This is a genomic window from Paenibacillus sp. FSL H3-0329, from assembly GCF_037963285.1.
Taxonomy (GTDB): domain Bacteria; phylum Bacillota; class Bacilli; order Paenibacillales; family Paenibacillaceae; genus Paenibacillus_AQ; species Paenibacillus_AQ odorifer.
Genome location: NZ_CP150150.1, coordinates 22029 through 42015 on the forward strand (window position 1 = coordinate 22029; position 19987 = coordinate 42015).

The 19987-nt window shown below is 46.0% G+C and carries 17 protein-coding genes and 3 rRNA genes; 18 read left to right on the forward strand and 2 right to left on the reverse strand.

Going from position 1 to position 19987, the window contains the following annotated elements; translation table 11 throughout:
• The first annotated feature begins 20 nt into the window (after positions 1 to 20).
• The 6 genes from NSQ66_RS00090 (at position 21) to NSQ66_RS00115 (ending at position 8292) form a co-directional block, all read left to right on the forward strand.
• Positions 21 to 1079, forward strand: a complete 1059-nt coding sequence (locus tag NSQ66_RS00090; protein WP_076106941.1) for an aminotransferase class V-fold PLP-dependent enzyme — start codon at positions 21 to 23, stop codon at positions 1077 to 1079.
• A 2-nt stretch (positions 1080 to 1081) separates the two neighbouring features.
• The gene (locus NSQ66_RS00095; protein WP_076142585.1) at positions 1082 to 2233 is read left to right on the forward strand and encodes an amidohydrolase family protein; all 1152 of its coding nucleotides are present in this window, start codon (positions 1082 to 1084) and stop codon (positions 2231 to 2233) included.
• Between the two features lie 425 nt (positions 2234 to 2658).
• Positions 2659 to 4216, forward strand: a 16S ribosomal RNA gene (locus NSQ66_RS00100).
• Positions 4217 to 4448: 232 nt separating this feature from the next.
• Positions 4449 to 7374: ribosomal RNA gene (locus NSQ66_RS00105) — 23S ribosomal RNA — on the forward strand.
• 129 nt (positions 7375 to 7503) lie between these two features.
• A 5S ribosomal RNA gene (rrf, locus tag NSQ66_RS00110) occupies positions 7504 to 7620 on the forward strand.
• The 16S, 23S and 5S rRNA genes sit together here, the layout of an rRNA operon.
• A 258-nt stretch (positions 7621 to 7878) precedes the next feature.
• Positions 7879 to 8292: a hypothetical protein gene (locus NSQ66_RS00115; protein ID WP_036678856.1), complete on the forward strand. Its 414-nt coding sequence runs from the start codon at positions 7879 to 7881 to the stop codon at positions 8290 to 8292.
• Between the two features lie 60 nt (positions 8293 to 8352).
• On the opposite strand, the gene NSQ66_RS00120 is transcribed toward NSQ66_RS00115, so the two are convergent.
• On the reverse strand, positions 8353 to 8877 hold the full coding sequence (locus NSQ66_RS00120) for a hypothetical protein (protein WP_036678854.1): 525 nt from the start codon (positions 8875 to 8877) through the stop codon (positions 8353 to 8355).
• 209 nt (positions 8878 to 9086) lie between these two features.
• Here NSQ66_RS00120 and NSQ66_RS00125 point away from each other — a divergent pair, with 209 nt between their 5' ends.
• The 10 genes from NSQ66_RS00125 (at position 9087) to rsmI (ending at position 16737) form a co-directional block, all read left to right on the forward strand.
• The gene (locus tag NSQ66_RS00125) at positions 9087 to 9272 is read left to right on the forward strand and encodes a sigma factor G inhibitor Gin (protein WP_036678851.1); all 186 of its coding nucleotides are present in this window, start codon (positions 9087 to 9089) and stop codon (positions 9270 to 9272) included.
• Between the two features lie 212 nt (positions 9273 to 9484).
• Positions 9485 to 11023 (forward strand): aminotransferase class I/II-fold pyridoxal phosphate-dependent enzyme, encoded by a 1539-nt coding sequence (locus NSQ66_RS00130; protein ID WP_036678849.1) that lies wholly within the window; start codon positions 9485 to 9487, stop codon positions 11021 to 11023.
• Positions 11024 to 11665: a dTMP kinase gene (gene tmk / locus NSQ66_RS00135; RefSeq protein WP_036678846.1), complete on the forward strand. Its 642-nt coding sequence runs from the start codon at positions 11024 to 11026 to the stop codon at positions 11663 to 11665. It begins immediately after the preceding gene.
• Between the two features lie 127 nt (positions 11666 to 11792).
• A complete protein-coding gene (locus tag NSQ66_RS00140) occupies positions 11793 to 12122 on the forward strand; it encodes a cyclic-di-AMP receptor (RefSeq protein ID WP_036678844.1) in 330 nt (109 codons plus the stop codon).
• 52 nt (positions 12123 to 12174) lie between these two features.
• The gene (locus tag NSQ66_RS00145; RefSeq protein ID WP_036678842.1) at positions 12175 to 12618 is read left to right on the forward strand and encodes a YaaR family protein; all 444 of its coding nucleotides are present in this window, start codon (positions 12175 to 12177) and stop codon (positions 12616 to 12618) included.
• 17 nt (positions 12619 to 12635) lie between these two features.
• Positions 12636 to 13610, forward strand: a complete 975-nt coding sequence (gene holB / locus NSQ66_RS00150) for a DNA polymerase III subunit delta' (RefSeq protein ID WP_036678839.1) — start codon at positions 12636 to 12638, stop codon at positions 13608 to 13610.
• Between the two features lie 139 nt (positions 13611 to 13749).
• Positions 13750 to 14550 (forward strand): stage 0 sporulation family protein, encoded by an 801-nt coding sequence (locus tag NSQ66_RS00155; RefSeq protein WP_036678838.1) that lies wholly within the window; start codon positions 13750 to 13752, stop codon positions 14548 to 14550.
• 30 nt (positions 14551 to 14580) lie between these two features.
• Entirely contained in the window at positions 14581 to 14946 is a 366-nt protein-coding gene (yabA, locus tag NSQ66_RS00160) for a DNA replication initiation control protein YabA (protein ID WP_036678835.1), read from the forward strand.
• A 109-nt stretch (positions 14947 to 15055) separates the two neighbouring features.
• Positions 15056 to 15829 carry a tRNA1(Val) (adenine(37)-N6)-methyltransferase gene (locus tag NSQ66_RS00165; protein WP_036678833.1) on the forward strand — a complete coding sequence of 258 codons (774 nt, stop codon included), beginning with the start codon at positions 15056 to 15058 and terminating at the stop codon, positions 15827 to 15829.
• Positions 15826 to 16737 (forward strand): 16S rRNA (cytidine(1402)-2'-O)-methyltransferase, encoded by a 912-nt coding sequence (gene rsmI / locus NSQ66_RS00170; RefSeq protein WP_038568004.1) that lies wholly within the window; start codon positions 15826 to 15828, stop codon positions 16735 to 16737. The genes NSQ66_RS00165 and rsmI overlap by 4 nt, the downstream gene beginning before the upstream one ends.
• A 419-nt stretch (positions 16738 to 17156) precedes the next feature.
• Here rsmI and NSQ66_RS00175 read toward each other — a convergent pair whose 3' ends face one another.
• A complete protein-coding gene (locus tag NSQ66_RS00175) occupies positions 17157 to 17411 on the reverse strand; it encodes an AbrB/MazE/SpoVT family DNA-binding domain-containing protein (RefSeq protein WP_036678829.1) in 255 nt (84 codons plus the stop codon).
• 295 nt (positions 17412 to 17706) lie between these two features.
• Here NSQ66_RS00175 and NSQ66_RS00180 point away from each other — a divergent pair, with 295 nt between their 5' ends.
• Both NSQ66_RS00180 and NSQ66_RS00185 read left to right on the forward strand, forming a co-directional pair.
• Positions 17707 to 18990 carry an HD domain-containing protein gene (locus tag NSQ66_RS00180; protein WP_038568006.1) on the forward strand — a complete coding sequence of 428 codons (1284 nt, stop codon included), beginning with the start codon at positions 17707 to 17709 and terminating at the stop codon, positions 18988 to 18990.
• Positions 18991 to 19041: 51 nt separating this feature from the next.
• Positions 19042 to 19812, forward strand: a complete 771-nt coding sequence (locus NSQ66_RS00185) for a TatD family hydrolase (protein WP_036678823.1) — start codon at positions 19042 to 19044, stop codon at positions 19810 to 19812.
• Positions 19813 to 19987 lie beyond the last annotated feature (175 nt).

Sequence of the window (19987 nt, forward strand, 5' to 3'; positions counted from 1 at the left end):
GTACATCAGGAGGTTTTCTTATGAACCGAGAACATAAAGGATACGTGCCACTTTCACTGGCTGAGTACAATAAGCTAACACATTTAATTTCCAAAGTTTTGTTTACTGAGCACCCTCCAGTTATCATCCCGGCTGAGGCAATCCTTGGAATCGAGGCGGTAGCCGCCGGAATAGCTGCACCTGGTCGAACCATTGTAAATATAGTAACAGGTCCCTATGGAAGTTTATTTGGAAAATGGCTTGAGCGGGGTGGAGCAACGGTTGTTGAAGTAAAGGTTCCTTTTGATGAAGTGGTCACTAGCGACCAAGTTGCTTCCGCAATTAAGGAGTTTAAACCTTGTGCCCTTTCTTTTGTTCAAGCTGAAGTGGTTACTGGAGGCTCTAATCCTGCTAAAGAAATATTTGAAATTGCAAAAGAATTCAATCTTATTACTGTGTCGGACTCCGTATCTGCGGTTGGGGGAGAGGCCCTGCTGGTGGATGAATGGTCCGTTGATTTTGCAGTTATAGGTGCGCAAAAAGCCTTAGCTGGACCCAACGGTGTTAGTGCCGTAAGTATTTCTCCACGTGGCTGGGAATTTCTTGAGTCGAATGAAAATGCTCCACGCAATTCTATTTTATCCTTGCTGGATCTGAAACCATCACTGGGAGACGCCGCGCCACTGCGGGTTGCCCCAAACATTCCTACGCTGGAGGCTAGAGCCTTGATTCAAGCTTTGACACGAATTGAAGAAGAAGGATTGGATCAAGTAATCAAACGCCATGAGCGAGCCGCAGCAGCTGCTGTAGCTGGTATTAAATCCTTGGGGCTTGAGCCTTGGCAAAAGGACAGCAGACATTATTCTACGCTGACTACAACGGTGCGGATTTCTGAAAAGCAAGAGTTGCGGATTGAGCAGCCTATAGGCATTGTGGCTCCCGGAGACGGAGAATTATTTGGCCATCTTCTGCGGATCAACCATTTTGGAACGAATGCTGAGCGGCAAAGTGTGGAGAAGGCTATATCCACGCTTGCCGAACTGTTGAAACAAGACCCTGTTCAGGCATTAGCAGCTGTTCGGCTGGCATGGGGGGAATGAAGATGATCCTTAAGCATCCAGAGCTGCAAACGTTCAATGATATTTTTATAGCAGGTATCGAAGGCAGACGTTTTGATGTCGTGATAAAGGATGGTCGTTTTTCATCCATTACTGAAGCGGAGCCGCATCAAGTGGAGTCAAATCTTGCAGGAACAGATCTGTGGCTAAGTCCGGGTATTATTGATCTTCATACGCATTTAGCTTGGACAGATTTTGACCACTCTGATCAATTGAAGCGCGATGCCAACCAGATCGAAATTATGCAGGCACAAGCTTTTGAAGCTACTCTTAGGACGGGTGTAACGACTGCCCGTGATGCAGGTGGGATTCTGCCGAGCACAGTGCAGCATCTTGTTCAGCAATATCAGCATCCATTAAGAGTGCAGACCAGTAGCGATATGATTGGAGCAGCAGATGCCCGTGGTCTCAAGCATTTAGAACAACGCATGGCGGAAATCTTTGCTACAGGAGCGGGTTGGATAAAAATCATGGCCACAGGCGGGCTTGGAGCACCTACCGAGAAAGTCGTTGACCCGATCTTTTCCGAAGAAGAGTTCGCGTTCATTGTTCGTAATGCACATGCCCATGATAAGAAGGTACTGGTTCATACCTGGGGTGGAGTGACGATAGACTGGTCCATCCAGGCCGGCGTGGCATCAATAGAGCATGGGATGTTTTTAACTGAGGATCAGGCAGGAAGACTTGCTAACTCGGGGGTAGCGTTTGTGCCCACCACATCAATTTATCGTATTGCTGCAGACCCAAAAGGCGTTCTAGCGTTAAACCCGATCATTTGCGACCGAGCTGCCCGAGCTACCGAATGTCATTCCAAGGCCATTCATTATGCAAAAAGAGAAGGCGTTCGTATTGGATTCGGTACAGATTATGCCACACCTGCACTACATGGCTATAACCTTCAAGAACTGGATACATTGATTGATTATGGCTTAACTCGGAGAGAAGCGTGGCAGGCTGCGACTAAAAGTGCTGCTGATATTCTGGGGAGCGGTAACGAGCTGGGGCAAATTGCAGAAGGCTTTATTGCAGATGCTGTTGTTTTCAAAGTGGATCCATACGAAGCGCACGATGCAGATGCCCTTCGAAACAATATCGTTGCCGTAATTACTGGAGCAAAGGAAGCGGAATTAATCTAGAATCGTCTAAGCTTCTTCTAAAAAAACAACTGTTATCTTCTGCAGTTGTTTTTTACTTTCTAGATAATTAGATGATAAGTGGAGGTAGTTATTATAATACGATAATACATAGATGATGTTTTATGCTTTTGATTTTATATAAAAAAACTCTTGCAATGATTATCCATACATGATATATTCTAAGTCCGGCCAAGAAATACACATGCCGAGCTCGAAAAAGAAGTTAAAAAAAGAGCTTGACATTAAATAGCCGAACATGATATAGTATAAGAGTTGCTGCTGAGACATTAAACGGCGCCAACGAGAACTTGATCTTTGAAAACTGAACAACGAGTGAGTAGGAAATCACGCAAGTGAAATCCAAAATTAGAGAATTAATTTTCTCGTCAGATGTTTCAAAATGAGCATATCGCTCTTTTCAATACTAATTGGAGAGTTTGATCCTGGCTCAGGACGAACGCTGGCGGCGTGCCTAATACATGCAAGTCGAGCGGAGTTACTTTGAAAGCTTGCTTTCAAAGTAACTTAGCGGCGGACGGGTGAGTAACACGTAGGCAACCTGCCCTTCAGACTGGGATAACTACCGGAAACGGTAGCTAATACCGGATAATTTCTTTTTTCTCCTGAGAGAAGAATGAAAGACGGAGCAATCTGTCACTGAGGGATGGGCCTGCGGCGCATTAGCTAGTTGGTGGGGTAACGGCCCACCAAGGCGACGATGCGTAGCCGACCTGAGAGGGTGAACGGCCACACTGGGACTGAGACACGGCCCAGACTCCTACGGGAGGCAGCAGTAGGGAATCTTCCGCAATGGGCGAAAGCCTGACGGAGCAACGCCGCGTGAGTGATGAAGGTTTTCGGATCGTAAAGCTCTGTTGCCAGGGAAGAACGTCCGGTAGAGTAACTGCTACCGGAGTGACGGTACCTGAGAAGAAAGCCCCGGCTAACTACGTGCCAGCAGCCGCGGTAATACGTAGGGGGCAAGCGTTGTCCGGAATTATTGGGCGTAAAGCGCGCGCAGGCGGCTATTTAAGTCTGGTGTTTAAACCTTGGGCTCAACCTGAGGTCGCACTGGAAACTGGGTGGCTTGAGTACAGAAGAGGAAAGTGGAATTCCACGTGTAGCGGTGAAATGCGTAGATATGTGGAGGAACACCAGTGGCGAAGGCGACTTTCTGGGCTGTAACTGACGCTGAGGCGCGAAAGCGTGGGGAGCAAACAGGATTAGATACCCTGGTAGTCCACGCCGTAAACGATGAGTGCTAGGTGTTAGGGGTTTCGATACCCTTGGTGCCGAAGTTAACACAGTAAGCACTCCGCCTGGGGAGTACGGTCGCAAGACTGAAACTCAAAGGAATTGACGGGGACCCGCACAAGCAGTGGAGTATGTGGTTTAATTCGAAGCAACGCGAAGAACCTTACCAGGTCTTGACATCCCTCTGAATCTGCTAGAGATAGCAGCGGCCTTCGGGACAGAGGAGACAGGTGGTGCATGGTTGTCGTCAGCTCGTGTCGTGAGATGTTGGGTTAAGTCCCGCAACGAGCGCAACCCTTAACTTTAGTTGCCAGCAGGTAATGCTGGGCACTCTAGAGTGACTGCCGGTGACAAACCGGAGGAAGGTGGGGATGACGTCAAATCATCATGCCCCTTATGACCTGGGCTACACACGTACTACAATGGCCGGTACAACGGGAAGCGAAGCCGCGAGGTGGAGCCAATCCCATCAAAGCCGGTCTCAGTTCGGATTGCAGGCTGCAACTCGCCTGCATGAAGTCGGAATTGCTAGTAATCGCGGATCAGCATGCCGCGGTGAATACGTTCCCGGGTCTTGTACACACCGCCCGTCACACCACGAGAGTTTACAACACCCGAAGTCGGTGGGGTAACCCGCAAGGGAGCCAGCCGCCGAAGGTGGGGTAGATGATTGGGGTGAAGTCGTAACAAGGTAGCCGTATCGGAAGGTGCGGCTGGATCACCTCCTTTCTATGGAGAATCGTTCTCTGCAATGAGAACATTCAAATCGGAAGCTCAGCTTCCAAAACTCAGGTTTAGGCCTGTTACTCACTCGTTGCTCAGTTTTGAGAGTTTAAGCTCTCAAGTAAGACTTGATCCTTGAAAACTGGATACCGAAACGAATTTGCGTTTTAGAACATCTTTTAGCAACTTGTGCAAACAAGTAAATGTTATTAGTGAGATTTTTCTTCGGAAAAATCAAGGTTAAGCTAATAAGAGCACACGGAGGATGCCTAGGCGCCAGGAGCCGACGAAGGACGTGGCGAACAACGAAACTGCCTCGGGGAGCTGTAAGCAAGCTTTGATCCGGGGGTGTCCGAATGGGGAAACCCAGCTGTGGTAATTCGCAGTTACTCATACCTGAATACATAGGGTGTGTAGAGGCAGACCAGGGGAACTGAAACATCTAAGTACCCTGAGGAAGAGAAAACAATAGTGATTCCGTCAGTAGCGGCGAGCGAACGCGGAACAGCCTAAACCAAGGGGCTTGCCTCTTGGGGTTGTGGGACGTCTCACATGGAGTTACAAAGGAATATGGTAGGTGAAGAGGTCTGGAAAGGCCCGCGATAGAGGTAAAAGCCCTGTAACCTAAACTGTGTTCTCTCCGAGACGGATCCCGAGTAGTGCGGGGCACGTGAAACCCCGTATGAATCCAGCAGGACCATCTGCTAAGGCTAAATACTACCTGGCGACCGATAGTGAAACAGTACCGTGAGGGAAAGGTGAAAAGCACCCCGGAAGGGGAGTGAAATAGAACCTGAAACCGTGTGCTTACAAAAAGTCAGAGCCCGATCTATGGGTGATGGCGTGCCTTTTGTAGAATGAACCGGCGAGTTACGTTTAACATGCAAGGTTAAGCCGAGAAGGTGGAGCCGCAGCGAAAGCGAGTCTGAATAGGGCGATTGAGTATGTGGACGTAGACCCGAAACCGTGTGATCTACCCCTGTCCAGGGTGAAGGTGCGGTAACACGCACTGGAGGCCCGAACCCACGTACGTTGAAAAGTGCGGGGATGAGGTGGGGGTAGCGGAGAAATTCCAATCGAACTCGGAGATAGCTGGTTCTCCCCGAAATAGCTTTAGGGCTAGCCTCGGTATAAGAGTAGTGGAGGTAGAGCACTGATTGGGTGCGGGGTCCGCAAGGATTACCAAGCTCAGTCAAACTCCGAATGCCATATACTTATTGCCGGGAGTCAGACAGTGAGTGCTAAGATCCATTGTCAAAAGGGAAACAGCCCAGACCATCAGCTAAGGTCCCCAAGTGTGTGTTAAGTGGGAAAGGATGTGGAGTTGCACAGACAACCAGGATGTTGGCTTAGAAGCAGCCACCATTGAAAGAGTGCGTAATAGCTCACTGGTCGAGTGACTCTGCGCCGAAAATGTAACGGGGCTAAACACACCACCGAAGCTATGGCTAGATACTATGTATCTGGGGTAGGGGAGCGTTGTGTAGGGGTTGAAGGTGTACTGAAAAGAGCGCTGGACACTACACAAGTGAGAATGCCGGTATGAGTAACGAAAAGATCAGTGAGAATCTGATCCGCCGAAAGCCCAAGGTTTCCTGAGGAAGGCTCGTCCGCTCAGGGTAAGTCGGGACCTAAGGCGAGGCCGAAAGGCGTAGTCGAAGGACAACAGTTTGAAATTACTGTACCACCGTAATCCGCTATGAGCGATGGGGTGACGCAGGAGGGTAGTGACGCGGACTGATGGATGTCCGTCTAAGCAGTGAGGCTGATGTGTAGGCAAATCCGCACATCGATAAGGCTGGGCTGTGATGGGGAGCGAAAATTATAGTAGCGAAGGTCATGATCTCACACTGCCAAGAAAAGCCTCTAGCCAGGAGAAGGTGCCCGTACCGCAAACCGACACAGGTAGGCGAGAAGAGAATTCTAAGGCGCGCGGAAGAACTCTCGTTAAGGAACTCGGCAAAATGACCCCGTAACTTCGGGAGAAGGGGTGCCCCGGTAGTGTGAATAGCACGAGGGGGCCGCAGTGAAAAGGCCCAAGCGACTGTTTAGCAAAAACACAGGTCTGTGCGAAGCCGCAAGGCGAAGTATACGGGCTGACGCCTGCCCGGTGCTGGAAGGTTAAGGGGAGTGGTTAGGGGTAACCCGAAGCTATGAACCGAAGCCCCAGTAAACGGCGGCCGTAACTATAACGGTCCTAAGGTAGCGAAATTCCTTGTCAGGTAAATTCTGACCCGCACGAATGGCGTAACGACTTGGGCGCTGTCTCAACGAGAGATCCGGTGAAATTTTAATACCTGTGAAGATGCAGGTTACCCGCGACAAGACGGAAAGACCCCATGGAGCTTTACTGCAGCTTGATATTGAATTTGGGTACGATCTGTACAGGATAGGTGGGAGCCGTAGAAATCGGAGCGCAAGCTTCGGTGGAGGCGCCGTTGGGATACCACCCTGATCGTATCTAGGTTCTAACCTAGTACCCTTATCGGGTACGGGGACCGTGTCAGGCGGGCAGTTTGACTGGGGCGGTCGCCTCCTAAAGAGTAACGGAGGCGTTCCAAGGTTCCCTCAGAATGGTTGGAAATCATTCGCAGAGTGCAAAGGCATAAGGGAGCTTGACTGCGAGACCTACAAGTCGAGCAGGGACGAAAGTCGGACTTAGTGATCCGGTGGTACCGCATGGAAGGGCCATCGCTCAACGGATAAAAGCTACCCTGGGGATAACAGGCTTATCTCCCCCAAGAGTCCACATCGACGGGGAGGTTTGGCACCTCGATGTCGGCTCATCGCATCCTGGGGCTGAAGTAGGTCCCAAGGGTTGGGCTGTTCGCCCATTAAAGCGGTACGCGAGCTGGGTTCAGAACGTCGTGAGACAGTTCGGTCCCTATCTGTCGTGGGCGCAGGAAATTTGAGAGGAGCTGTCCTTAGTACGAGAGGACCGGGATGGACGTACCGCTGGTGCACCAGTTGTTCCGCCAGGAGCATGGCTGGGTAGCTACGTACGGACGGGATAAGCGCTGAAAGCATCTAAGCGTGAAGCCCCCCTCAAGATGAGATTTCCCAATTAGTAAGACCCCTTGAAGACGACGAGGTAGATAGGTTGGAGGTGGAAGTGCAGCAATGCATGGAGCTGACCAATACTAATCGGTCGAGGGCTTATCCTATACTTAGAATGCAGATTCGTTTCGGATTCAGTTTTCAGGCGATTAAGCCTGTAACACGCTTAGAAATTCATTGTCACTTCTGGTGATGAACCGAATTTCACGCGGCAGCGTCTGTTTCACAGACGCATGTTTGGTGGCGATAGCGGAGGGGTTCCACGCGTACCCATCCCGAACACGACCGTTAAGCCCTCCAGCGCCGATGGTACTTGGACCGAAGGGTCCTGGGAGAGTAGGACGTTGCCAAGCACATTAAGCCATTGTTGATTTATCAGCAGTGGCTTTTTTGTTTTTTTTGGACAAGAGTGATATTTGAAGGGGAGTACAACATCTGAAGGGGCTGTAATTGAGTGACATTTTTGTTACCGACGCTGAGGTCGATACAAGTATAATAGATAAGTGCAAATAATAAGCAACATCTCTAATACGAAGGAACTACTCATAAATTCTAACTTTGAATTTTCTTGTGTCTTTAGATGCATTGTGGAGGTAAGGAGGATTTAAGGCATGAAACAAACAAGAATTATTAAGATATTAATTTTTTCGTGTATAGTAGCTTTAATACTGGCAGGCTGCGGTACGAAAGCGCCCAGCTGGGATGCTTTTGAGGGTGCGCTAAACGAGAAGAATTTCCCTGTACCCCAAGAGGCGTACTCACCAGACCAGACTACGACAAACGTTGCTATGGATTATGTACGTTATTCTTTACCTGGATTAAAGGAGAAGAATGGTATCCCAGAGGAGTATATGGATACTATTAAGGCCTGGGGATGGGTTGAACAGGAAGAGGAGAATACCGATTCATCTGGTGTTTTTCAGAAGGATGGAGTAACGGTTCATTTAACAGTACATGATGATTATTTTATAGTTATGATTCCTAAAGAAAAGAAGGCCTTAATTAAAGGTCTTAAGACAAAATAAATAATCGCCGTCCTTTATGGATGGCGATTTATTTATATGCGAATACAGGTTAACCGTACTCTATTGAGAGTAATAGGAGGCATCGGTTGGATTAAACTTCAGCATGCCTTCCTTGTTGCGTTGATTTATTTTGAACAGTGTATAGAGACGGGGTAGTAAAAGCCACAAGTGGCAAATAATCAGGGATACTGTAAATGCCGGTGGTGACCAAAAAATAAAGAGAGCTGCAATACAAAGACCAATATAAAAATTATGTAACTGTACTTTACGGAAAATGCGGTAACTAATGTGTTGATCTGGCATGAAGCCAAGCCACGGGATTTTAAATGAGATGGACCATCTTTTTGAAATAGGATGCCCGGAGATTAGAAGTACTGAGCGTGAAATAACATATTGAACCCAGAACATAACCGGAGCAGCTATAATTAAGTAGAGAATACTCCACCAAGAAAGAAAGACTGTCTCGAGCACAAGGACCAAAAAAGGGAGCAAAATATAAACACGCAGCAGAGGTGCCGTTAGATTAATTTTTTTGATTAATTTATATTGATAGAATGTAGCAGCGCCTTTGGTGTTGGATTCCATATAAAATAGACTAACCTCCTCACAGATTCATATGTTCTTAATATCGGCGAATGAAAGCATTTTATTAAACTATGGGCGAATATTCACCGATATGGGGGCAGCGGAATATATATAATACACGAAACGAAGGATATGAAAAAACTATGAAAAGGTTTAAAATGATAGAAGGTGTATCATACTGTTCTTAAAAGAGTCAAGGTGGGATGGTTATGGAACAGCAAACCGGGCAAGCTTGTATCATTTGTGGACAGGAAAAAGAAGAAGGTATTGTGATTGTCTCGCATTTTATTTGTGAGGATTGTGAGGCAGAAATGATCCGTACCGAGGCAGAAGATGCTAAGTACCGTTTTTTTATTGGCCAGATGAAGAAGATCGGATTGCAAAAGAACGCTTAAGTAAGTAGAGTAACTCTGTTAATTGATGCGGATAAGAGAGCGGTCTGGATGAAAGATATAAGGACTGCATTAGAGATATTCATATACGGCTTCCTCGTTGTTTAAGCGGGGGGAGCCGTTTTGCTGTTCAGTCAGATGCTTTTATGAGGAAACATAGGAGTTTTTGAATATTTACGTTAAAATAGAAGGAACCCTATGGGAAGGAATTTAATATGAATAAATTACAACGATGTAGGGCGCCTGTATACGAAATGCTGGAGCAATATAGAATTGTGGGTAATATATCTTATCATGTGCCGGGACATAAAAATGGAGCGGCATATGACGGCGTAGAAGGCGCTGGGTATCTAGATGAGGTTATGAAGTACGATGTTACGGAGATTACCGGCACGGATGATCTTCATCATCCTGAGGGAGTCATTAAGGAAGCACAGGAGTTGGCTGCTGATTGCTTTGGAGCAGAGGAGAGCTTTTTTCTAGTTGGCGGAAGTACGGCGGGCAACCTGGCGCTGATTCTAACGGCTTGCCCCGAGCCTGGAATGATTCTGATCCTTCAACGAAATGTGCATAAATCAGTGATTCATGGGCTTATGTTAGCTGGAGTGCGGGCTGTTTTCGTCGAGCCGCTGATTGATCCACTCAGCGGCTTGGCAGTAGCGCCGGCGGCAGAAGCTGTTGAGGCTGCACTTGCAGCCTATCCTGAAGCCGCCGCTGTATTAGTCACCATGCCCAATTACTACGGCATGGGCAGTGACCTCGCGCCCCTCGCGCGTATCTGCCACGAAAGCGGAGTACCGCTGCTTGTCGATGAAGCGCATGGGGCGCATTACGGGCAGCACCCGGCACTGCCTGCCGGGGCGCTTGCTTGTGGCGCGGATGGCGTAGTGCAGTCCACGCACAAGATGCTCACTGCGATGACCATGGGCGCTATGCTGCATGTTCAAGGGCAGCGGCTCGACCGTGCCCTGCTCTCGCAGCGGCTCGCCATGGTGCAGAGCTCCAGCCCATCATATCCTATGATGGCGTCGCTTGATCTTGCCCGGCGGCTGCTGCACAGCCGGGGCAGCGATGCTTTCACGGCGGGGCTGGCCGCCGTGGATGTCCTGCGGCGCGGCCTTGCCGAGCTGCCGCGCTATGGATTGGTGCAGCCGGCAGAGCAGCTGCACGACGGTACGCCGCTGCATAAGGCGGCGTACGAGATGCAGGACCCCTTCAAAGTCGTCATTTATGACGCCATCGGGGTCCTAGGCGGTTTCGAGCTGCAGCGCAGGCTCGAAGCTAAGGGCTGTGTGCCGGAGATGAGTGACGACCGGCACGTAGTGCTGCTGTTCAGCCTAGGTTCGAAGGCTGAAGATGCAGCAAGGTTATTGCAGACGCTGCGGGAAATAGAGTCGGAGGATACATCCGAATCACCGCACACCGCTGCCATTTCAGAATCTCGAAATATTTCCACGTGGAACAATTTGAATGTTTTACAAATCTCAGCACCCGTTCCCTTCTCTTTGAAGCCGGTGACAGCCAATGAGGTAGAAAGTATTAATCTTGAACACAGCGTGGGGAGAGTAGCTGCAGAGATGGTAATTCCCTATCCACCAGGCATTCCATTATTATATCCGGGTGAGGTCATCACAGATCAGATACAGCAAAGACTGACTGGTTTAGCTTATGGAGGCGCGAAGTTCCAGGCTTGTGCTGATCCGGTCTTGCAGCGTATTAAGGTATACAACAATCAGAAGGGCGGAGAAGTATAAGTGGGCAAAGAAGGTTTCTTCATAACATTAGAAGGGGGCGAAGGCTCCGGAAAAACAACGGTACTGGGCAGAGTAGCAGCATATTTGCAGAATCGGTCCATGCCCTATCGAATTACACGTGAACCTGGAGGCATTGAAATCGCCGAAAAAATTCGCTCTATTATTCTGGATCCTGCCCATACTGCAATGGATGCACGTACAGAGGCATTGCTGTACGCTGCATCAAGAAGCCAACATCTCGCTGAAGTAGTAGAGCCAGCTCTTAGAGAAGGGCTTACAGTCCTCTGTGACCGCTTTGTAGACAGTAGTCTCGTTTATCAAGGACATGCAAGAGGATTAGGTATGGAAGAGGTGTGGAGTATTAACCGCTTTGCTATTGGAAATCGCATGCCGGATCTAACCTTTTATCTGGATGTAGACCCTGAGATTGGATTATCACGGATTGCGGCCAATCAAGATCGCGAAGTCAATCGTCTGGATATGGAGAGTCTTGCCTTTCATCAGAAGGTTCGTGAAGGTTATCATTTATTAATTAAGGCGAATCCGGAGAGAATAGTAGTTCTTGATGCAAACCGCCCTATTCATCTGGTAGAACAAGATATCGTGAGAACTCTTGAAGAGAGAGTATTAAAGGGTTTTTAGGGTGTTTTGTCTAATATAATAAGAGAAGTGGCATATAACTAAGCGTTTGCTTATGAAGTGAGGTTACTACTAAGAACACATTAAGTAGTAATACTCCATAAAACTTTTTTGGGAGGGAATGTCGAAGATGAAGTTGATCATTGCAATTATCCAGGATAAAGACAGTAACCGGTTATCCAGTGAGCTAGTAAAAGCCAATTTCCGTGCTACCAAACTCGCAAGTACAGGTGGATTTCTGCGGGCGGGAAATACGACATTTATGATTGGGGTAGAAGACAGTCAGATCGAAGCTGTATTGAACGTTATCCGTAACAGCTGTAAAGTGCGTGAACAACTAGTCACTCCAGTAACTCCGATGAGTGGCACGACGGATTCCTATTTACCGCTCCCTGTTGAAGTACAGGTCGGTGGCGCTACTGTATTCGTGCTTCCTGTAGATCGTTTCGAACATTATTAAGTATAATATAAATGAGCAAGTCATTTACAAAAAAAGGGGCGGTAGATAACCTTTGAAGATCAATCCGGGATATAGGCCCTTAAAGAGTGAGCTTCCAAATGCAGAAGGGGCTAATAAGCCTGTTCAGCAGAAATCGTTCTCTGACGTTTTTCAGCAGCAAGGTGAACAGAAAACCAAAGATGAACTAAACCGCCAGATCAAAGAAATACAGTCACAAGGCGACCGTTTATCTAAGTCTATGACCATTCGTGAACTCACCATTTACCGGATGATGATCAAAAGGTTTCTGGAAGAAACCGCTCGTAGAGGCGTTATACTGAAAGAGACACGTGGATGGGATAGACGTGGGCGGGGCAAGCGTTACAAGCTGCTTGAGGAAATTGATGCGGCTTTGCTATCTATGGCAGACGATCTGCTGAATAGTGAGCAGGGCCGAATAGATCTGTTGGGACGTGTTGGAGAAATTCGCGGGTTGTTAATCAACCTTTCTTTTTAAAGTTTTGGGAGGAAATTATGCCTTTTCATGATATAGTAGGCCAGGAGCATGCTAAACGGCTACTCCAAAATGCCTTGCGCAAGGACGCTGTGAGCCATGCTTATTTATTTACAGGACCAGCAGGCAGTGGACAAATGAAGACGGCGCTGATGTTTGCCCAAGCAATTTTTTGCACTGAAAGCAAGGATGACGCCTGTGGCGAATGTCTAGAGTGCCGAAAGGTTGAGCATGGAAACCATCCTGATTTGTCATTGCTGCAGCCCGACGGTGCAAGCATAAAAATAGATCAGATCCGTGAGCTGCAGCGTGTCTTTTCCTATCGATCTGAGGGTGTGAATCCAAAGATTTATATTATAGATGGGGCAGACAAAATGACGGTACAAGCTGCCAATAGTTTGTTGAAGTTTCTGGAAGAACCGCCAGCTCCGGCAGTAGGAATCCTAATATCTGATAATAGTCGTTCTTTATTGCCGACGATTCAGTCACGGACTCAGCGGATTCCATTTAGTCCGTTAAATCCGGATATTATGCTTCAAGCGCTAGCAAGTGAGGGTGTGCCGATCCCCTTAGCTCGATGTGCAGTATCACTCAGTTCGGGACTTGATGGTTGCAGGGAACTTTTGGAACAGAATTGGTTTGCAGAAATGAGAAATCTAGTGTTACAATTAGCTAAGGAGTCCTTAAGCAAGGGCAGCTCCACGGTAGCAACTGCCGGGCAGAAGCTGTTCAAGACTGGGCTCGCTGAACATTTGGATATCCTTTTCAGCATGTTCCATCTATGGTTTAAAGATATGCTCTACTTCCTGTACCGCAAGCATGAAAGTATCGTTTTTATAGATCAGTTAGACTTTATTTCCAGGCATGCCCGTGGGCGCAGTGCGGAACAATGGGTGGCTTATATGGGATATGCAGCAGAAAGTACTAAGAAGCTGCGTTCCAATGCCAATGCCCAGTTGTGTCTGGAGCAGTTCTTAATCCGACTGGAAAGTTAAAGGATTAGCAATGATATATCCTCCGGATGTCGCTTTACCTGGAAGTATCGTTTTAACAGACGAGGAAGGACAAGCATGGATCATCAGGGAGCGGACATGCCCATAGGTTCCTTTTACCGGCAAACAAGGGGGTTAATTTTTGTACAGCGTAGTAGGTGTCCGTTTTAAAAAAGCGGGTAAAATATATTATTTTGATCCACTTGATTTTCCGATTGAACGAGATCAATGTGTTATTGTTGAGACAGCACGTGGGGTGGAATACGGTAAGGTTGTCGTAGGCAAAAAAGAGGTGGAGGAGTCCGATGTTGTACTACCCCTCAAAAAAGTGATGCGTATTGCCGGAGAAACCGACGCACGCGTAGTTGAGGAGAACAAAAGCGCCGCTAAGGAGGCTTTTACCACCTGTTTAAATAAAATACGCGACCACGGTCTCAAAATGAAGCTCGTAGATGTAGAGTTTACTTTTGACCGTAATAAGATTATATTTTACTTTACGGCCGAAGGACGCGTTGATTTTAGAGAATTGGTTAAGGATCTGGCAAGTATTTTTCGGACCCGCATTGAGCTTCGGCAAATTGGGGTACGTGATGAAGCAAAGATGCTAGGTGGACTTGGACCTTGTGGACGAGTGCTTTGTTGCTCCTCTTGGTTAGGGGATTTTGAACCCGTATCCATAAAAATGGCCAAGGATCAGAACCTTTCACTTAATCCGACCAAGATTTCCGGACTTTGTGGACGTCTGATGTGTTGTTTGAAATTTGAGCATGACAATTATGAGAGTGTAAAGGAAGAAATGCCAGCGGTCGGCAAGATTGTCGTGACCTCATTGGGGGATGGCAAAGTAGTAGGAATCAATGCCGGAAACCGTACGGTTCATGTACAGTTGTTTGAAGTGGGCAAAGTTAAGGAACTTCCAATGGATGATGTTGTCGTCAAGTAAACCATATAAGGTTACTTTCGGGGTGGAAACTTGGAGAAGAAAAATATATTTGCACACATGCAGGATATGGAAGCGCAGATGGAAACGATGCGCGCCAATCTTGGAGAATGGAAACAGACGGTAAAAGAACTGATGGAAGCTAACCAGAGGTTAACTCTGGAGAATGAACAGCTTCGCAAAATTTTAAAGCGGGATGCACCTTTGGATCCTACCGTAGATTCTGCGGAGGCGGAAGCTCTTTTAGCTACCGGAGAGGGAACAGAAGAGGTTGTCGGGGAAGGTTATGACAACTTGGCTCGACTTTACCACGAAGGCTTTCACATCTGTAATGTTTATTTTGGACATTTACGCACGGAAGGTGACTGTCTGTTCTGTCTTTCTTTTCTTAATAAATGAGGATATCCAGCCGTAGGAGATTAATCCTACGGTTTTTTTTGAATTTTGGCCAATAGACATATGCATTTGAAGCAAGTTTTTTTCAACAAAACCTTTAGGAGATTATTACATGACGAATTCTTTTAATGATATATCTGTCCCCTTGTTACCGACGGAGCGGGTGGATGATTTACTAACGCATGACCTGCGCATTATTCAAAGTGATGAAGTATTTAGCTTTTCTATGGATGCTGTATTGCTTGCTCGTTTCGCCAGTGTTCCGCCACGTGGAAGAGTTCTAGATCTTTGTACGGGAAATGGTGTAATACCGATTTTAATGACTACCCGGACAAAAGCTTCTATAGAAGGTATTGAAATACAACCTCGTTTAGCTGATATGGCTCGTCGTAGTGTGGCTCTCAATGGCCTTCAGGATCAGGTTGTAATTCATGAAGGTGATTTACGCGAGTTATATACTACCGCAGGACATGGTGTGTATGATGCAATAACGGTGAACCCTCCTTATATGCCGCTTAATGGCAGTGATCTGAAGCTGAACAACCATCAGGCTATGGCTCGTCATGAGATAGGCTGTACTCTGGAGGAGGTTATTCAGGCTTGTGTGCGATTGGTTCGGACGGGCGGAAAGGTAAGTATGGTTCATAAACCACAACGGTTGGTTGATATTATCAGTCTTATGAGACAATATAGACTCGAGCCAAAGATTATTCGGTTTGTACATCCACGTGCCCATCTAGAGGCTAATATGGTATTAATCGAAGCTGCACGTGATGGAAAGCCTGAGGTTCGTTTACAACCACCGCTCATCGTATATAATGAGGACAATCAATACTGTCCAGAGATTATGGACATCTACTATGGTGCTAAAGAGGGTAAATCATGACGATATCATGCCAAAGCAGTTTTCAAAATAAGACTAATACCAGTACTCAGGAGACAACAGGGTCGCTTTTTCTGGTGGCTACACCTATCGGTAATCTGGAGGATATGACCTATCGTGCAGTCCGCACTTTACAGGAATGTGATATTATTGCCGCGGAAGATACGAGACAGACCCGGAAATTACTCAGCCACTTTGAGATTTCACCTTCGATGTTGTTTAGTTATCATGAGCATAATAAGGCCGCCAGTGGACCTGAGCTTGTACGCTATATAATAGAAGGAAAAAATTTGGCACTCGTCAGCGATGCCGGTTTACCAGCGATTTCTGACCCTGGAGCGGATCTTGTAGCCCTTGCTATAAGTCATGGAATTCCGGTGATTCCTATCCCTGGAGCTAACGCAGCGTTGTCAGCTTTGATCGCTTCTGGTCTATCTACGAATACGTTCACTTTTATCGGCTTTCTTCCCCGAGAGCGTAAGGACATCCGAGCAGTATTAAGTCCACTTCGTTCGGCTCAAGGAACTTTGTTGTTCTACGAATCTCCCCATCGCGTAGTTAAGACACTTGCTCATCTTCAAGAAGCATTCGGCAATCGCCAGATTGTGTTGGCACGTGAATTAACGAAAAGATATGAGGAATTTCTACGCGGTTCGATTGAGGAATGTACACTTTGGCTTGCTGAACATCCTCCGCTAGGCGAATATGTTATTGTCGTAGAAGGGGAGAGCAAGGAAGATGCAGAAATCGCAGAATCGGCGTGGTGGCGTCAGTTAAGCATTGAAGAACATGTAGCTCATTACGAAGCACAGGATGTGCCACGTAAAGAGGCTATGAAAAAAGCGGCATCAGACCGGGGTGTAGCCAAACGGGATATTTATAATGCGTTGCTTGATAGAGCAGAAGAGTAAGTGTTGTAGACGAACTCTTAGAATAACTAAGGATTCTTGGAAACGGCCCGAGCTTGAATGATTTATCTGTGGGTTAAATGTACTTTGTACAGTTATTTTTGAATTTTTTTATGTATTTGTTCGTTTAGTTGTACTTCATACAGTTATAAAGGTGGAAATGATTGATTTCACGGAGATATAGGGAATATAAGTGTACAAAATACAATTAATTCGTTTAATGGTAAAAAGTATTTAAAATAACTGTAAGAAATACAACTAAGTATTACTAGTTCCCTCTTGAAGCACATTGCCCTTAGGGAGGGGATAACCAGGAGGGCAAACCCAGACATAAAAAATACCTCCCGCGGTCACGGGAGGTCAAGGAGATATGAAAAGGTTAGAATTAACAATTTGATTAGTTCTATTATATACTATTTAATTTAGTTTGTCACAGGGGTAGGGATGGAAGAAATGCATTCATGACAAACTATTTTTCCTTTAAAGTAAGTTACGTTCTCAGCGTTGCCACAGAAAATGCAGGCAGGCTCATACTTTTTAAGCATAATCCGTTCGCCATCAACGTAAATTTCCAGTGCGTCCTTTTCGCCAATGCCAAGTGTACGGCGTAATTCAATAGGAATAACAACCCGTCCAAGTTCGTCTACTTTTCTTACAATTCCTGTTGATTTCATCATAACAATCGTTACTCCTCTCAATGTTCCAAAAACGTCATTATTCGACATTGTTCACTGTTTTATGATACTTATAATACCAACGATTCCCAAATCAGTCAACCTTTTTTCATAGGCTGAATAAGAAAATTTCCATAAGAACTTTGAATGTCCCTATAAAAATTAAGAATTGCCCTGAAAGCATTTTGTCGATTTACCAAGACCAAAAATGATACTTTTCGACAAAGTACGACATAATTACTTATTATATACTGATATTAGTTAAAATCATATTAAATTATTAGAAGGAGTTGATCTCATGAAGCAGCCGCTCACGGAAGAAAAGGTTTTCAAGGATCCCGTTCATAATTATATTCATGTACAGGACACGATTATTTGGCGACTAATTAATACAAAAGAATTTCAGCGTTTACGCCGGATTCGCCAGTTAGGTACCTCATATCTCACTTTTCATGGTGCAGAGCATAGTCGATTTTCTCATTCTTTAGGAGTATATGAAATTACACGAAGAATCATTTCGCAATTTGAGCGCAGCGGATATAAGGATTGGATTCCTGAAGAAAGTTTGCTTACTTTGTGTGCGGCTTTGCTGCATGATTTAGGGCATGGCCCATTTTCACATTCTATAGAAGAAGCTTTTGAAATGAACCATGAGGATTGGACCTGCCGGATTATTTTGGAGGACACGGAGATTACCGAAATATTGCGTGATGTGGAGGAGGATTTTCCTCGTAAAGTAGCTTCAGTTATCTCTAAGACTTATGAGCATGAAATTGTTGTCAATTTGGTTTCCAGTCCGCTGGATGCTGATCGTATGGATTATTTGCTGCGTGATGCGTACTATACAGGTGTAAACTATGGAACCATCGACATTGATCGGATTTTGAGAATGCTTCGTCCTTATAATGGGCGGATTGTAGTAAAAGAATCAGGTATGCATGCCATTGAAGATTATTTAATGTCACGTTATCAAATGTACTGGCAGGTATATTTTCATCCGGTGACGCGCAGCTCTGAAATTATTTTGCGTCAAATCTTCCGTAGAGCTAAAGAATTGTTTCAAGAGGGGTACAAATTTCGCTTTATGATCGCTCCGCTGGAAGATCTCTTTCGAGGAGAAGTAACAGTGAAGCAATATTTAATGCTTGATGAGGCACTGGTACAGACTGCTTTTATGCAATGGACACTTGAAGAAGATGAGTTATTAAGCGACTTGTGTACCCGTTTTATTCATCGTAAACTGTATAAATATGTAGAGATTGAGAATTTGGATACAGATATGATTACGGAAATCCGCAGCAGTTTTGCGGGAGTGGGACTTAACCCAGAATATGACCTAGAGATTGATTATCCGACAGATTTGCCTTATGATGTGTTCCGTCCAGGAGCAGCCTTCGACAATAATCAAATTTTACTGCTTGATCGGAATGAGCAATTGCGGGAAATTTCAGAGGTATCGGATATTGTGCGCTCAATAAGCGGAATTCATCGTGGCAGATATCATCTATATTTCCCACAGGATAAGCTGAAAAAAGCCCTTACACGCTTGCCCTCTTCTGTAGCAGAGATTTTTGCAAAATAATACAAATATTTATGGAACTATTGATAAAAACAACAAGGAGTGAGCTTTAAAATGTATCTGTTCGACACACATACACATCTAGATGCGCCTCAATTCGACGAGGATCGCGAGGAAGTTATTGCTCGTGCAGTAGAGGCCGGAGTTAGCAAGATGATCAATATTGGATTTAATCGGGAAACGATCCCTTCAACGATGAAGCTGGCTGAATCTTATGATTATATTTATGCAGCGGTGGGCTGGCATCCACAGGATGCGATTGATATGAAAGAGGGAGACCTCGATTGGATCGCCTCTCTTTGCAGCCATGAAAAAGTGGTGGCCATCGGAGAGATTGGATTGGATTATTATTGGGATACCTCTCCCAAGGATGTGCAGCAGGAGGTCTTCCGCAAACAAATCGGACTAGCCCGTGAACTAAAAATGCCAATCTGTATACATGACCGTGATGCTCATGAAGATGTTGTACGGATTTTACGGGAGGAAAAAGCAAATGAAATTGGTGGCGTGATGCATTCGTTCTCAGGCAGCTGGGAAACAGCAAAAATGTGTCTAGACCTTGGATTTCATTTGTCATTTGGAGGACCGATAACGTTCAAAAATGCCAGAGTGCCTAAAGAGGTGCTTGCACAGACGCCATTGGACCGATTATTGATCGAAACAGACGCTCCATATTTGACTCCACACCCCTTCCGTGGCAAGCGAAATGAGAGTGCTCATGTGAAGTTAGTAGCAGAGGCTGCGGCTGAAATTAAAGGGTTAACATGGGAAGAATTGGCTAAAATTACGTATGCGAACGCACTGGAACGATTTGGGATTGTCTGAAAACAGGAGTAAAACGGGTGAAAAATAGAGAATAGCCGATATATTAAACTTTTTTAATATAAAAACGGCTGATTATTACAATATTTTAACCATATATTTGCTTAAACGTGGTTGAATCGTCCTTTACAACATGCATCAAAACAGGATATCATCTTTTCAGTGATGTGAGCTGTTG